Source organism: Pseudomonas siliginis (assembly GCF_024072275.1).
Taxonomy (GTDB): Bacteria; Pseudomonadota; Gammaproteobacteria; order Pseudomonadales; family Pseudomonadaceae; genus Aquipseudomonas; species Aquipseudomonas siliginis.
Map to the genome: position 1 here is coordinate 833,010 of NZ_CP099598.1, position 15,266 is coordinate 848,275.

General features: G+C 61.5%; 9 protein-coding genes. 8 read left to right on the plus strand and 1 reads right to left on the minus strand.

What is annotated here, in order from left to right; translation table 11 throughout:
- The first annotated feature begins 38 nt into the window (after nucleotides 1-38).
- From recC to yfiB, 6 genes are all read left to right on the plus strand, one after another.
- Nucleotides 39-3,497, plus strand: a complete 3,459-nt coding sequence (recC, locus tag NF676_RS04150; RefSeq protein ID WP_252887280.1) for an exodeoxyribonuclease V subunit gamma — start codon at nucleotides 39-41, stop codon at nucleotides 3,495-3,497.
- Nucleotides 3,494-7,180, plus strand: a complete 3,687-nt coding sequence (recB, locus tag NF676_RS04155; protein WP_252887281.1) for an exodeoxyribonuclease V subunit beta — start codon at nucleotides 3,494-3,496, stop codon at nucleotides 7,178-7,180. The genes recC and recB overlap by 4 nt, the downstream gene beginning before the upstream one ends.
- Nucleotides 7,177-9,285, plus strand: a complete 2,109-nt coding sequence (recD, locus tag NF676_RS04160) for an exodeoxyribonuclease V subunit alpha (protein ID WP_252887282.1) — start codon at nucleotides 7,177-7,179, stop codon at nucleotides 9,283-9,285. The genes recB and recD overlap by 4 nt, the downstream gene beginning before the upstream one ends.
- Before the next feature lie 119 nt (nucleotides 9,286-9,404).
- Nucleotides 9,405-9,974, plus strand: a complete 570-nt coding sequence (yfiR, locus tag NF676_RS04165; RefSeq protein ID WP_252887283.1) for a regulatory sequestration protein YfiR — start codon at nucleotides 9,405-9,407, stop codon at nucleotides 9,972-9,974.
- Complete coding sequence (gene dgcN / locus NF676_RS04170) at nucleotides 9,971-11,239, plus strand: diguanylate cyclase DgcN/YfiN (protein ID WP_252887284.1); 1,269 nt, start codon at nucleotides 9,971-9,973, stop codon at nucleotides 11,237-11,239. The genes yfiR and dgcN overlap by 4 nt, the downstream gene beginning before the upstream one ends.
- Nucleotides 11,239-11,739, plus strand: coding sequence for an outer membrane lipoprotein YfiB (yfiB, locus tag NF676_RS04175; protein ID WP_252887285.1), 501 nt, complete (start codon nucleotides 11,239-11,241; stop codon nucleotides 11,737-11,739). Before dgcN ends, yfiB begins: the two co-directional genes overlap by 1 nt.
- Here the strand turns inward: yfiB and NF676_RS04180 are convergent.
- Nucleotides 11,736-12,683 carry a LysR family transcriptional regulator gene (locus NF676_RS04180; RefSeq protein WP_016771799.1) on the minus strand — a complete coding sequence of 316 codons (948 nt, stop codon included), beginning with the start codon at nucleotides 12,681-12,683 and terminating at the stop codon, nucleotides 11,736-11,738. The genes yfiB and NF676_RS04180 overlap by 4 nt on opposite strands.
- 149 nt (nucleotides 12,684-12,832) lie before the next feature.
- Here NF676_RS04180 and NF676_RS04185 point away from each other — a divergent pair, with 149 nt between their 5' ends.
- Nucleotides 12,833-14,359 carry a CoA-acylating methylmalonate-semialdehyde dehydrogenase gene (locus NF676_RS04185; RefSeq protein WP_024011486.1) on the plus strand — a complete coding sequence of 509 codons (1,527 nt, stop codon included), beginning with the start codon at nucleotides 12,833-12,835 and terminating at the stop codon, nucleotides 14,357-14,359.
- A gap of 10 nt (nucleotides 14,360-14,369) precedes the next feature.
- Entirely contained in the window at nucleotides 14,370-15,257 is an 888-nt protein-coding gene (mmsB, locus tag NF676_RS04190; RefSeq protein WP_016770578.1) for a 3-hydroxyisobutyrate dehydrogenase, read from the plus strand.
- Nucleotides 15,258-15,266 lie beyond the last annotated feature (9 nt).

The window sequence follows — 15,266 nt, forward strand, 5'->3', positions numbered from 1 at the left end:
GTTCTGCCTCGGCTTTAGCGATTTTCCAAGGAATCCATATGTCGGACGCCCAGTCCCTCAACGCTGCATTCATGGTGGTTCAGAGCAACAGTCTCGATGAGCTGCGCAGTCTTGTGGTCAGCATCATGCGGCGCTACCCACTGGCACCCTTGGAAAACGAAATCGCTTTGGTGCAAAGCAACGGCATCGCCCAATGGCTCAAACTCGCATTGGCCGAAGATCCTGAAGACGATGACCTTGGCGGTTGCGGGATCGCTGCGGCGATTGACGTTCAACTACCCGGCAGTTTCATGTGGCAGCTGTATCGCATGGTATTGGGACGAGAAGAAATTCCGGCGAAATCCCTGCTCGATAAAGCTCCGCTGACCTGGCGTCTGATGCGCCTCTTGCCACAGGTAATCGATCGCCCCCATTTCGAGCCGCTGCAACGCTTCCTCACTCACGACAGCGATCTGCGCAAGCGCTATCAGTTGTCAGAGCGTCTAGCCGATCTGTTCGACCAATATCAGGTCTACCGGGCTGACTGGCTGGAAGATTGGGCTGAGGGGCGTCATCAACTGCGCAATGTGCGAGGTGAAATCAAGTCTCTGCCAGCGACCAGTTGCTGGCAGGCAGAGTTGTGGCGAGCGCTGCTGGATGACGTCGGCGAACAAGGCATGGCGCAGAGTCGTGCCGGCGTGCATCAACGTTTCATGGAGCGCATCAACATACTCGACAAGGCCCCGGCTGCGCTGCCGCCGCGCGTGATCGTCTTTGGCATTTCTTCATTGCCCGCACAAGTTCTTGAAGCGCTCGCCGGTCTGGCGCGCTTCAGTCAGGTTCTGCTTTGCGTACACAACCCCTGTCGCCATCACTGGGCCGATATCGTCGCCGACAAGGACCTGCTGCGACATCAATACAAGCGGCAACAACGCAAAAGCGGGATGCCAGTGGTCCTTGATGCCGAGACCCTGCATCAGCATGCACATCCTTTGCTGGCCGCTTGGGGCAAACAAGGTCGCGACTATATCAACCTGCTCGACAGCTACGACGATCCCAACAGCTACCGCGCAGCCTTTCGTGACGGCCGCATCGACCTGTTCAGCGAAGCCCAGCCGCACAACATGCTTAACCAGCTTCAGGATGACATTCTGGAGTTACGTCCCCTCAACGAGACACGCGAACTCTGGCCTGCGGTTGATGCAACCCAAGACCATTCAATACGTTTCCACATCGCCCACAGTGCCCAGCGTGAAGTCGAAATCCTGCACGATCAACTCCTGGCGCGTTTCAGCGCCGACCCGGCTCTACGCCCACGGGACGTGATCGTGATGGTCCCGGATATCGACAGCTATGCCCCGCATATCCGCGCGGTTTTCGGTCAGCTCGATCGATTTGACCCGCGCTTCATTCCGTTCACTTTGGCGGACCAGGGCCAGCGAGGACGTGATCCATTACTGATCGCCGTCGAGCACCTGCTCAAGCTGCCGGACAGCCGTTTCCCGGTCAGCGAGATCCTCGACCTGCTCGATGTTCCAGCTCTGCGTACTCGCTTTGGCGTAGAGGAACGTGACCTGCCAACTCTGCACCGCTGGATCGAGGGCGCCGGCGTGCGTTGGGGCATGAGTGCCGAACAACGGGCCGGTCTCGGATTGCCTGAGGAACTGGAGCAGAACAGCTGGCATTTCGGTCTACGCCGAATGCTGCTGGGCTACGCCGTCGGCAGTGCCGATGCATGTGCAGGTATCGAGCCTTACGACGAAATTGGTGGACTTGATGCTGCCCTGATCGGGCCATTGGTTGCGCTGCTGGATGCCTTGGAAATCGCTCATCAGCAACTCACGCAACCGGCTCAACCGAAAGAGTGGGGGCTGCGCTTGCAGGCGCTGATGCAGGTGTTCTTTCAGGCGAGCAACGAGCACGACGACTACCTGCTGACCCAGCTCGAAGAGCTTCGCGAGACCTGGCTGGAAACCTGCGAGGCGGTCGGCCTGACTGACGAATTGCCGCTGACTGTTGTGCGCGAAGCCTGGCTCGCCGGGCTCGATCAGGGCCGATTGTCGCAACGATTCCTCGCCGGTGCGGTGAATTTCTGCACCTTGATGCCGATGCGTGCCATTCCTTTCAAACTGGTTTGTCTGCTGGGCATGAACGACGGCGATTATCCGCGCGCGCAGCCGCCGCTGGACTTCGATCTGATGGGCAGTGATTACCGCCCAGGCGACCGCTCACGACGTGAAGACGACCGTTACCTGTTACTCGAAGCGCTGTTATCCGCACGCACTCAGCTCTATATCAGTTGGGTCGGTCGCAGCATTCGCGACAACAGCGAACGACCCGCCTCGGTGCTCATCGGCCAGTTGCGCGATCACCTCGCCAGCGGCTGGCGTTCAATCGACCCAATCCAGGATCTGTTGGACGCGCTGACCGAAGAACACCCCTTGCAACCTTTCAGTGCCCGCTATTTCCACGAAGGCGAGCAACTGTTCAGCTACGCCAGCGAGTGGCAGGTGTTACATCAAGAGAAAGCGCAGCAAAGCGAAGCGCCGTTACTCGCGCCATATGTTCAAGAGGAACCGTTGACGCTGGCATTGCTGCAGGATTTTCTGCGAAACCCGGTTCGGCATTTCTTCACCCAGCGTCTCAAGGTCTATTTCGAGGCGGCGCAAGCGCCGTTGGCCGATGAAGAACCTTTCGTGCTGGACGCGCTGCAGCGCTACACGCTGAGCGACAGTTTGCTGGAAGCCGCACTCAGCCAGCCGGACAATATCGATCAGGCGCTGCAAGCCCGGGCGCTGCGCCTGCAAAACAGTGGTCTGCTGCCTATGGCCGGTTTTGGCGAATGCCTACAGCGTGAACTGATCGAACCGCTGCCGGATCTTCTGCAGCGTTATCAACAGTTGCTGACGTTATGGCCGACGCCGTTGACCAGTGCGATCCCGGTCAGTCTCGACCTGCAGGGTTTGCGGCTGGAGGGCTGGCTCGCAAACCTGCATCAACGCGCCGATGGCGGCCTGCTGTCGGTCACGACCATTCCCAATAGCATCGGCTCGATCAAAACTCGCAAGTGGCATCGGCTGACCAAATCGTGGGTTACCCATCTGGTCGCCTGCGCCAGCGAGCATGCGCTGACCACGGCATTGGTCGCCAGTGACGATACGTTGTTGCTGGAGCCAATGGAGCGAGACCGAGCGTTGCGTTTGCTCGGTGACCTGCTTCTTGCCTGGCAATTAGGCATGCGCCAGCCCTTGCCGATTGCGATAAAAACCGCGTTCGCCTGGTTGTCTCAAACTGACCCGGTCAAAGCCGAAGCAGCTGCGCGAAAAGCCTATGACGGTGACGGTGACGGCCAGACCAGCAACGGCGAGCGGCGCGAAAGCCCGGCACTGCTCCGGCAATATCCCGACTTCGATGCATTGTTGGCAGACGAAACCTTCACCGGCTGGTGCGACGCGTTGTACCGCCCATTATTCGAAGCGCCGTGGCGTTCCTTGTCCAGCGAAGGTGCGCGCGCATGAGTACCAAAACACCGTTGGCTCTGGCCTTCCCGCTGCGCGGCAGTCAGTTGATCGAAGCAAGCGCAGGCACCGGCAAAACCTTCACGATTTCGGCACTTTATCTGCGGTTGATTCTCGGCCATGGCGGCGAGACAAGCGGTTTTTCACGCGAACTGCTGCCGCCGCAAATCCTCGTAGTGACGTTTACCGACGCTGCTACCAAAGAGCTGCGTGAACGCATTCGGACACGCTTGGCTGAGGCCGCGCGGTTCTTCCGCGACGAAATTGTTGCCCCGGACGGACTGATTGCCGAGCTGCGCGATCAGTTCGATCCGCTGCAATGGCCGGGCTGTGCCAACCGCCTCGATATCGCCGCGCAGTGGATGGACGAAGCCGCCGTCTCGACCATTCACAGCTGGTGTCAGCGCATGCTGCGCGAGCATGCGTTCGACAGCGGCAGCCTGTTCACGCAATCCCTGGAAACCGATCACAGCGATCTGCTTGGCGAAGTGTTGCGCGATTACTGGCGACTGTTCTGCTACCCGATGCAGGGCGATGCGCTGAACTGGGTGCGCAGCAATTGGGGTGGCCCCGCCGCGTTGTTGCCTCGGGTGCGCGGCTTGTTTGCCAGCGAGCGTGACACCGATGAAGGCAAGGCGCCCGCGGAGCTGATCGAGGAGTGTTTGCTGGAGCGGCGAGCGGCGTTGGTCGAACTGAAAATGCCTTGGCGTGACTGGGCAGACGAGCTGCTTGCTCTCTGCCATGAAGGCGTCGCCAGCAAAACCGTCGATGGCCGCAAGATGCAGGCGCGTTATTTCGAGCCCTGGTTCGAGAAGCTCAAGACCTGGGCCGAAGACGAGTCGCTTGAGCAACTGGACATTGGCACCGGCTTCACCCGATTGACGCCCGATGGCATGGCCGAGGCCTGGAAAGGCCCGGCGCCCAGTCATCCGGGACTGGACACCATGTCCGGACTCAAGTCGAGCCTTGATGCCTTGCCGACGCCCGATGCTGCTGTTCTGCAACACGCTGCCAAGTGGGTCGGCGCGCGTTTTGAAGAAGAGAAGCGCCGTCGCGCAGAAATGGGGTTCGACGACATGTTGCTGCGTCTGGATGCCGCGCTGCAATCGGAGGGCGGCGAGCGTCTGGCAACGCTGATCCGCGAGCAGTTCCCGGTCGCGCTGATCGACGAATTCCAGGACACCGACCCGGTTCAGTACCGCATCTTCGAGAGCATTTACCGCATCGAAGACAATCACCCTGACACCGGCCTGTTCCTGATCGGCGACCCCAAGCAGGCGATCTATGCCTTCCGTGGTGCCGACATCTACACCTATCTGCGCGCACGTCAGGCCACTACCGGCCGTTTGCATACACTAGGCACCAACTTCCGCTCCAGCCACGGCATGGTGACAGCGGTCAATCACGTATTCGAACGCGCCGAGTCCCGAGAGCAGGGGCGCGGCGCGTTTTTGTTTCGCGAGAAAACCGGCGAGAACCCGGTACCGTTCCTCCCGGTCGAGTCTCAGGGACGCAAGGAAACGCTGCGGATTGCCGGGCAAGACGTCACGGCACTGAATGTCTGGCTACTGCCCAGCGATCAGCCGCTGTCCGGCGCGGTTTATCGCCAGCAAATGGCCGCCGCCTGCGCCAGTCAAATCACCGCACTGCTCAATGGCGGGCAAACCGGCAGCGCTGGTTTCTTTCAAGCAGACGACTTCAAAGGTTTACGCCCTTCGGACATCGCGATCCTCGTCCGCGACGGTAAGGAAGCCCAGGCCGTACGCGCCGAACTCGCCGCCAGAGGTGTGCGCAGTGTTTATCTCTCAGACAAGGATTCGGTGTTTGCCGCCCAAGAGGCGCACGATCTGCTGGCGTGGCTGAAGGCTTGCGCCGAACCCGATGTCGAACGCTCGCTCAAGGCTGCGCTGGCTTGCACCACATTGAACCTGCCGCTGATCGAACTGGAGCGTCTGAACCAGGACGAAATGGTCTGGGAAGCCCGGGTCATGCAGTTCCGCGGCTATCGAGAGCTCTGGCGCAAACAGGGCGTGTTGCCGATGTTGCGACGCCTGCTTCACGACTTCCATCTGCCGCAAACCCTGATGCGGCGCAGTGACGGCGAGCGCGTGCTGACCAACCTTTTGCACCTGTCGGAGCTGATGCAGCAAGCCGCTGCTGAACTGGACGGCGAGCAAGCGCTGATCCGCCATCTGGCCGAGCTGCTGGCACTGTCCGGTCAGGCCGGTGAAGAGCAGATTCTGCGTCTGGAAAGCGACGAGCAACTGGTCAAAGTGGTGACCATCCACAAATCCAAGGGTCTGGAATATCCGCTGGTGTTCCTGCCATTCATTTGCTCGGCGAAACCGGTGGATGGCAGCCGTTTGCCGCTGCATTACCACGACGCTGCGGGCAAGGCGCAGATCAGCCTCAAGCCTACCCCCGAGTTGATCGCCCTGGCTGACGATGAGCGTCTGGCCGAAGATCTGCGTCTTCTGTATGTCGCGTTAACCCGCGCGCAGCATGCCTGCTGGCTGGGCGTCACTGACCTGAAACGCGGCAATAACAACAGCTCGGTGCTGCACCTGTCAGCGCTGGGTTACTTGCTGGGGGGCGGTGCCGCTTTGGGCGAGTCCAGCGAATTGAATCGCTGGCTGCGGGATCTGCAGCAAGACTGCCCGGCCATCGGCATCGGCGAAATGCCTCATCCCACTGAGGAGCATTACCAGCCGCCGCGCAATGAAGCAGTCCTGCGAGCCACGCTACGGCCCAAGCGCAAAGCCAGTGAAAACTGGTGGATCGCTTCCTATAGCGCTTTGCGCATCAGCGACATATTGAGCGTCGGCAGCGATGAAGCACCGGACAGTCCGCAGGCGCAAAAGCTCTTCGATGACGAGCGCCTCGATCCCGACGCGCCACATGAAATCAGCAGTGGTGGAGCAGATATCCACCGCTTCCCGCGTGGCCCTAACCCGGGCACGTTTTTACATGGCTTGCTCGAATGGGCGGGTGCTGAAGGTTTTTCGGTTACCCGCGAAGCGCTGGAAGATGCAATTGCCCGGCGTTGCAACCTGCGCGGCTGGCAAGGCTGGATCACCACGCTGACTGACTGGCTGCAGCATTTGCTCAACTCACCGTTGCCGATTGCTGGCGGGCAACCGCCGGTGGTTCTTGAGCAACTGACGCAATACCGCGTCGAGATGGAGTTCTGGTTCGCCAGCCACAAAGTCGACGTGCTCAAACTCGACGAACAGGTGCGCCAGCACACCCACAATGGCGTCGCTCGTGTTGCGGCAGAACCGGTTCAGCTCAACGGCATGTTCAAGGGCTTTATCGACCTGACCTTCGAGCACGCTGGCCGTTACTACGTCGCCGATTACAAATCCAATTGGCTCGGCGTGGATGATCAGGCCTACACGGTGCAGGCGATGGAGCAGTCGATCCTCGACAACCGTTACGACCTGCAATACGTGCTGTATCTGCTGGCACTGCATCGCCAGTTGAAGGCGCGGCTGGCGGATTACGATTACGACCGTCACATCGGCGGGGCGCTGTATCTGTTTCTGCGCGGTACGCGTGCGGAAAGTCGTGGCATGTACTTCGTGCGTCCGCCACGGGAATTGATCGAACGCCTCGACCGGATGTTCCAGGGCAAACCCGAACCCAAGTCCGAACCCGCCTGGGAACAGGGAGTCCTGCTATGAGCCGCACATTCGCCGATCTGCTGCCGACGCCGCTGGAAGCGGACAGCCTGTCGAAACTCTCGCCGCTGACCCGCGCCGATGATTTGCTGTTGTTGCTGAGCCGTTGGGTCGAGCGCGGCTGGCTGCGCGCGCTGGACCGCGCCTTTGTCGCGTTCCTGCATGAACTCGAGCCCGAGACCGATCCGCTGGTGTTGCTCGCGGCGGCGTTGACCAGTCACCAACTCGGCCATGGTCATGTGTGTCTGGACCTGTTTGAAACCCTCAAGGCGCCGGATTTTGCACTGTCATTGCCGCCCGAAGGCGACGTGCAGGGCGGTGTGTTGTTGCTGCCCTCGCAATTGCTCGAAACGCTCGATGGAGCCCATTGGTGCAAAGTGCTGGCAAGCAGTCCATTGGTGGCCCTGGCCGCTGACCCGAGTGAAACAGCGCAGACACGTCCGCTGGTGCTGTCCTCGAAACGCTTGTACCTGCGCCGCTACTGGACCTACGAACGCCGCATCGATGCAGCGTTGCGCCAACGCTTGATGCAGCAGGAGCCGACGCCGGATGATCTGCCGCAGCGTCTGAACGAATTGTTCGGCGGCGCGGAATCCGCAGCTGTCATCGATTGGCAAAAACTCGCCTGCGCCATCGCAACGCGCAGCGCCTTCAGCATCATCACTGGCGGCCCGGGCACCGGGAAAACCACTACGGTGGTGCGCTTGCTCGCGTTGCTGCAGGCACCGGCCGTCGAGGCTGGCCATCCGCTGCGCATTCGTCTGGCCGCACCGACCGGCAAGGCCGCTGCGCGTTTGACCGAGTCGATCAGTCAGCAAGTGCAATCACTGCAAGTCGCCGAAGCGGTGCGCGCGGCGATCCCCAGCGATGTGACCACCGTGCACCGTCTGCTCGGCAGTCGACCGGGCACCCGGCATTTCCGTCACCATGCCGGCAACCGCCTGCCGCTGGATGTGCTGGTGGTCGATGAAGCGTCGATGATCGACCTGGAAATGATGGCGAACTTGCTCGACGCCATGCCGGCCCATGCTCGGCTGGTGCTGCTGGGCGACAAGGATCAGTTGGCCTCGGTCGAGGCCGGTGCGGTACTGGGCGATCTGTGCCGTGACGCCGAGGGCGGTTGGTACAGCCCGCAAACGCGACAATGGCTGGAGTCTGTCAGTGGCGAGTCGTTGCAGGGCAGCGGTTTGCATGAAGATCGCGACGGCACCCATCCGTTGGCGCAACAAGTGGTGATGCTGCGTCACTCGCGCCGCTTCGGCGAGGGCAGCGGTATCGGTCAGCTTGCGCGCCGGGTCAATCAGCAATTGGCCGACGAGGCGCGACAGTTGCTCGCCGCTGGCGGCTACGACGACGTGTATTCGCTGCCGCTCAAAGGCGAGCACGATCTCAAGCTCGAACGTCTGCTGCTCGAAGGTCACGGCAACGGCCCGCAAGGTTACCGCCATTACCTGAGCGTACTGCGCGATCAGCGTCCACCGTCGACGCGGCCCCTTGAGCATGCGGCCTGGACCGATTGGGCGCGGGAAGTCTTGCAGGCGTTCGACACGTTCCAGTTGCTGTGCGCCGTGCGCAAAGGGCCATGGGGCGTTGAAGGTCTGAACCAGCGCATCACCGCTGCGTTGCTCAAGGCGCGTCTGATCGAGAGCGATCAGCAGTGGTATGAAGGTCGGCCGGTGCTGATGACACGCAACGACTATGGTCTGGGCCTGATGAACGGTGACATCGGTATCGCCCTGAAACTGCCCGAGCGTGAAGGCGCAGAAATCGGCAAAACGGTTCTGCGCGTGGCCTTCCCGCGTAACGATGGTCAGGGCGGCGTGCGCTTCGTGTTGCCGAGTCGACTCAATGATGTCGAAACCGTGTACGCCATGACGGTGCACAAGTCCCAGGGTTCGGAGTTCGCCCACACGGCGCTGATCCTGCCGGATGCGCTGAATCCGGTACTGACCAAAGAGTTGATCTACACCGGGATTACTCGCGCCCGGCACTGGTTCACCTTGATCGAGCCGCGTGCCGGCGTGTTTGAAGAGGCGGTGCTGCGCAAGGTGAAGCGGCTGAGCGGGCTGATGCTGGAGCTGGAGGAGGGTGCCGAGTCTCAGGGATGAAGTGCTGAATGACCGACAACGAATACTGACCAACCGGTCAGAGGCAGGCGCCTCGCTGGTGTTCTAGCGCTGTGCTATCGTTGCGGCATCATTTCGTTACGCTCCAAGAGAATCCCTCCATGAAGGTGGCCGTCTGGGCGACACAGCGTGTGGTGGCCTGCCAGCACGCATTGCTGATCGCTTTGCTCTGGTTTTTGACGGGCAGCGCCATCGCCCAAGCGCAAACCGGGCCGGCCGAGCAACGGGCCAAAGCGGTCACACAAGTGGTTCTTGGCATCCTCAGTTATGCACGCTGGCCGGTGGAACCAGCGCAATTGCGTCTGTGCATCGTCGGCCCCACCGAATACACCGATGACCTGGTCAAAGGCACCACCCAAGCCACGGGTCGGCCGGTGGCTGTGCGGCGTCTGCTGGCGGACAACCCGGCCATCGTCAGCGAATGCGACGCGGTGTACATCGGCAAGCTGACCGCCGATGAACGCAGTCGCCTGTTCGCATCGTTGATCGGGCATCCGGTGCTGAGCATCAGCGAAGCAGACGATCAATGCACCGTCGGCAGTCTGTTCTGCCTGCGCGTTGGCGATGAACAAGTGTCGTTCGAGGTCAATCTCGACTCCGTGGCTCGCAGTGGTGTGCGCATACACCCCAGCGTCCTGCAGTTGTCCCGTCGCAAAGCGGCGGCGCCATGAAGCTGTTCAGTTGGAAGGCTCGCCCCACCCTTGGTTCGGTCATTGGCCGTGGGCATTTGATTGTCGCGCTGGTGGCGGTAGCGATGGCCAGTGTTTCGCTGACCTTGCTGGGCGTGCTCGCGCTGCGGGTGTATGCCGATCACAACCTGCATTTGATCGCCCGTTCGATCAGCTACACCGTCGAAGCGGCCGTCGTGTTCAATGACAAAGCGGCGGCAACCGAGGCGCTGGCGATCATCGCCGCCACCGAGGAAGTAGCGGATGCCCGAGTGCTCGACGCGCAAGGCCAATTGATCGCGCAATGGCAGCGCGCTGAAACCGGCTTGTTCTCCGAGCTGGAAATGCAGATCACCCGCGCTCTTCTGGAAAAACCGGTGAGCCTGCCGATTGAGCATCAGGACCGCGAAATCGGTCGCGTCCTGCTCATCGGTCACGGCGGCAGCCTGATGCGCTTCCTGCTTAGCGGCCTCGCCGGGATTGTGCTGTGCACCGCGATCAGCGCCTGGGTCGCGCTCTATCTGGCGCGGCGGCAGTTGCGCGCGATCATTGGCCCATTGCACAGCCTCGCCTCCGTCGCCCACGCCGCGCGCAGTGAGCGAGCGCTGGATCGGCGCGTGCCGCCGGCGCAAATCGCCGAACTGGACAATCTGGGCAACGACTTCAATGCCTTGCTCGGCGAACTCGAGTCGTGGCAAACCCATCTGCAAAACGAAAACGAAACTCTCGCTCACCAAGCGACCCACGACAGCCTCACCGGTTTGCCCAACCGCGCGTTTTTCGAAGGCCGATTGATCCGCGCCTTGCGCAACGGCAAAAAACACGATGAGCGGGTCGCCGTGCTGTTTCTCGACAGCGACCGCTTCAAAGGCATCAACGATAACTTCGGCCACGCCTCGGGCGACGCAGTGCTGGTGGCCATCGCCAATCGCGTGCGAGCGCAATTGCGCGAGGATGATCTGGTCGCGCGGCTGGGTGGCGACGAGTTCGCCGTGCTGCTCGCGCCACTGCACACGGTCGAAGACGCTGAGCACATCGCTGACAAGATTCTCGCCAGCATGGACATGCCGATCACCCTGCCCGGCGACAGCAGTGTGGTGACCTCGCTGAGTATCGGCATCGCCGTTTACCCCGATCATGGCGCCACGCCGGGTGCCTTGCTCAACGCAGCCGACGCGGCAATGTACCAGGCCAAGCGCCTGTCGCGGGGCGCGCAATTCACCGCCGGGTCGGAGCGCCCGGTCGATTCCGTTCACACCAGGAGCTGATGCCCGTGTTCACTCTTCCCGTTCGACTTTTTTCCGCATTGCTGATGATCGCCGCGCTGACCCTGAGCGGTTGCCAGACCGCCCCGCAGAAAGGCCTGACACCGGCGCAGGTCGCCGTGCTCAAACAGCAGGGTTTCGAGTTGACCGACGACGGTTGGGAATTCGGCCTGTCGGGCAAAGTGCTTTTTGGCAGCGACGTCGAAAGCCTGAACGCAGCCAGCACGGAAATCGTCGAACGCATCGGCAAGGCGTTGCTCGGCGTGGGAATCGAGCAGGTGCGCGTCGATGGCCACACCGATGCGTCCGGCAAGGAAACCTACAATCAGCAACTGTCGCTGCGCCGGGCCAAGAGCGTCGCCAACGTCCTCGGCACGGTCGGCATGAAGCAGGAAAACATCCAGCTGCAAGGCCTGGGCAGCAGCGAACCGGTGGCTTCCAACGACACCGCAGCGGGGCGCACGGAAAATCGCCGGGTGTCGATCGTGGTCAGCGCCGACTAATCGGCAAAGCGCATCTCCCGCGTTTCACCCATCAACAACGCCTGATTGCGTTCAGTCACCTCACGGATGTAATCCCACAACAACGTAATCCGCTTCAACTTGCGCAGATCCTCCCTGCAGTACATCCAGAACTGCCGGGTGATGTCGATTTCCTCCGGCAGCACCGGCAGCAATCGCGGGTCTTGTGCGGCGAGAAAGCACGGCAGGATCGCCAGCGAGCGGCCCTGCTGCGCGGCAACGTATTGCGCGATCACGCTGGTGCTGCGCAAGTTTGCGCTGGCGCCGGGCAGCACGTTGGCCAGGTAGAGCAGCTCCGAGCTGAACGCCAGGTCGTCCACATAACTGATGAATTGATGCTTGCTCAAGTCGGCCGGGCGGCGGATCGGTGGGTGTTTGTCCAGATAGTCCTGGGTTGCGTACAGCTGCAAACGGTAGTCGCAGAGTTTGCAGCAGACGTACGGCCCGTGCTCCGGCCGCTCGAGGGCGATGACGATGTCGGCCTCGCGCTTGGACAGGCTGATGAAGTGCGGCAGCGGCAGGATGTCCACCGAGATCGCCGGGTAGGCGTCGACGAAATGGCTCAGTTGCGGGGTGATGAAAAAACTGCCGAAGCCTTCGGTGCAGCCCATGCGCACGTGCCCGGACAGGGCCACGCCCGAGCCGGAAACCTGTTCGCAGGCCATGTGCAATGTGCTTTCGATCGACTCGGCATAACCGAGCAAGCGCTGGCCTTCAGTGGTCAGGACGAAACCGCTGGTGCGGGACTTTTCGAACAGTAATGTGCCGAGCGCCGCTTCCAGCGAGCTGATCCGTCGCGACACCGTGGTGTAGTCGACGGCCAGGCGTTTGGCGGCGGTGCTGGCCTTGCGGGTGCGGGCGACTTCGAGGAAAAACTTCAGGTCGTCCCAGTTCAGCGAGCCTAGCGAGGTGATGTTTTTTTGCATGATGGTCGGGCTTATATGTGCGTTCTTATTAGAAGTTTGCACATCTATACTCCAAAAACAGTCCGACAACCAATTCGCGACACACGCCTCATCTCAAGGCGAACCTTTCGCCTTGGCTCCTACGATAAAAACAAGTTCTGGAGACCAGCATGAACGCATCGCTTACGCCCAACGACACCACGCTGCAAAAGGTCAAGCTGCTGATCGACGGCGAGTGGGTCGAGTCGCAGACCACCGAGTGGCACGACATCGTCAACCCGGCCACCCAGCAAGTGCTGGCGAAGGTTCCGTTCGCCACCGCCGCTGAGGTCGATGCCGCTGTCAGCGCCGCCCAGCGTGCCTTCCAGACCTGGAAATTGACCCCGATCGGCGCGCGGATGCGCATCATGCTCAAGCTGCAAGCGCTGATCCGCGAGCACTCCAAGCGCATCGCCGTGGTCCTCAGCGCCGAACAGGGCAAGACCATTGCTGACGCCGAAGGCGATATTTTCCGTGGCCTGGAAGTGGTCGAGCACGCGTGCTCGATCGGCACCCTGCAAATGGGTGAATTCGCCGAGAACGTCGCTGGCGGCGTCGACACTTACACTCTGCGCCAGCCGATCGGTGTGTGCGCCGGCATCACGCCGTTCAACTTCCCGGCGATGATTCCGCTGTGGATGTTCCCGATGGCGATCGCCTGCGGCAACACCTTTGTCCTGAAGCCTTCGGAACAGGATCCGCTGTCGACCATGTTGCTGGTGGAGCTGGCGATCGAAGCGGGCGTCCCTGCTGGCGTACTCAACGTGGTTCACGGCGGCAAGGATGTGGTCGATGGCCTGTGCACGCACAAGGACATCAAAGCCGTGTCGTTCGTCGGTTCGACCGCTGTCGGCACCCACGTTTATGACCTGGCCGGCAAACACGGCAAACGCGTGCAGTCGATGATGGGCGCGAAAAACCACGCTGTGGTGCTGCCCGATGCCAATCGCGAGCAAGCGCTGAATGCCTTGGTCGGCGCCGGTTTCGGTGCGGCCGGGCAACGTTGCATGGCCACGTCGGTGGTGGTGCTGGTCGGTGCCGCAAAACAGTGGCTGCCAGACCTGAAAGCGCTGGCGCAGAAGCTCAAGGTCAACGCCGGCAGCGAGCCGGGTACCGATGTCGGCCCGGTGATTTCGAAAAAGGCCAAGGCGCGGATCCTTGAACTGATCGAAAGCGGCATCAAGGAAGGCGCCAAGCTTGAACTCGATGGTCGTGACATCAGCGTGCCGGGTTATGAACAAGGCAATTTTGTCGGCCCGACCCTGTTCTCCGGTGTGACCACCGACATGCAGATTTACACCCAGGAAATCTTCGGCCCGGTGCTGGTGGTGCTGGAAGTCGACACCCTCGACCAGGCGATTGCGCTGGTCAACGCCAATCCTTTCGGCAACGGCACTGGCCTGTTCACCCAGAGCGGTGCGGCGGCGCGTAAATTCCAGACTGAAATCGACGTCGGTCAGGTCGGCATCAACATTCCGATTCCGGTGCCGGTACCGTTCTTCAGCTTCACCGGTTCGCGCGGTTCGAAACTCGGCGACCTCGGCCCGTACGGCAAGCAAGTGGTGCAGTTCTACACGCAGACCAAAACGGTCACGGCGCGCTGGTTCGATGATGACAGCGTCAACGACGGCGTGAACACCACCATCAACCTGCGCTGAGGATTCGATCATGAAAATCGCATTTATCGGGCTGGGCAACATGGGCGCGCCGATGGCGCGCAACCTGATCAAGGCCGGCCACTCGTTGAACCTGGTCGACCTGAACAAAACCGTGCTGGCGGAACTCGAGCAACTGGGCGGCACCATCCGCGCTTCGGCCCGCGAGGCGGCAGAAGATGCCGAACTGGTGATCACCATGCTCCCGGCCGCGGTGCATGTGCGCAGTGTCTGGCTGGGTGAAGAGGGCGTGCTCGCCGGCATTCGCCAAGGCGTGCCGGCGGTGGATTGCAGCACTATCGATCCGCAGACCGCCCGCGACGTTGCTGCGGCCGCCGCCAAACACGGCGTGGCCATGGCCGATGCGCCAGTCTCCGGCGGCACTGGCGGCGCGACCGCCGGCACGCTGACCTTCATGGTCGGCGCCACCCCGGAACTGTTCGCCACCCTGCAACCGGTGCTGGCGCAGATGGGCCGCAACATCGTGCATTGCGGTGAAGTCGGCACCGGCCAGATCGCCAAGATCTGCAACAACCTGCTGCTGGCAATCTCGATGGTCGGCGTCAGTGAAGCGATGGCGTTGGGCGATGCGCTGGGGATCGACACCGGTGTGCTGGCCGGAATCATCAACAGCTCGACCGGCCGTTGCTGGAGTTCGGAGATGTACAACCCGTGGCCGGGCATCGTCGAAACGGCGCCGGCCTCGCGCGGTTATACCGGCGGGTTCGGTGCAGAACTGATGCTCAAGGATCTTGGGCTGGCGACGGAAGCGGCGCGGCAGGCGCACCAGCCGGTGGTGCTCGGCGCGGTGGCACAGCAGTTGTATCAGGCGATGAGCCAGCGCGGTGACGGCGGGAAGGATTTCTCGGCGATCATCAACAGCTATCGCAAGCCGCAGTAACGCGATCAG

Bases quoted from the DNA above. Each gene is read 5' to 3' on its own strand.
- recB (WP_252887281.1), top strand. From the start codon at position 3,494: ATGAGTACCAAAACACCGTTGGCTCTGGCCTTCCCGCTGCGCGGCAGT.
- yfiR (WP_252887283.1), top strand. From the start codon at position 9,405: ATGAAGGTGGCCGTCTGGGCGACACAGCGTGTGGTGGCCTGCCAGCAC.
- recD (WP_252887282.1), top strand. From the start codon at position 7,177: ATGAGCCGCACATTCGCCGATCTGCTGCCGACGCCGCTGGAAGCGGAC.
- dgcN (WP_252887284.1), top strand. From the start codon at position 9,971: ATGAAGCTGTTCAGTTGGAAGGCTCGCCCCACCCTTGGTTCGGTCATT.
- mmsB (WP_016770578.1), top strand. From the start codon at position 14,370: ATGAAAATCGCATTTATCGGGCTGGGCAACATGGGCGCGCCGATGGCG.
- NF676_RS04185 (WP_024011486.1), top strand. From the start codon at position 12,833: ATGAACGCATCGCTTACGCCCAACGACACCACGCTGCAAAAGGTCAAG.
- NF676_RS04180 (WP_016771799.1), bottom strand. From the start codon at position 12,683: ATGCAAAAAAACATCACCTCGCTAGGCTCGCTGAACTGGGACGACCTG.
- recC (WP_252887280.1), top strand. From the start codon at position 39: ATGTCGGACGCCCAGTCCCTCAACGCTGCATTCATGGTGGTTCAGAGC.
- yfiB (WP_252887285.1), top strand. From the start codon at position 11,239: ATGCCCGTGTTCACTCTTCCCGTTCGACTTTTTTCCGCATTGCTGATG.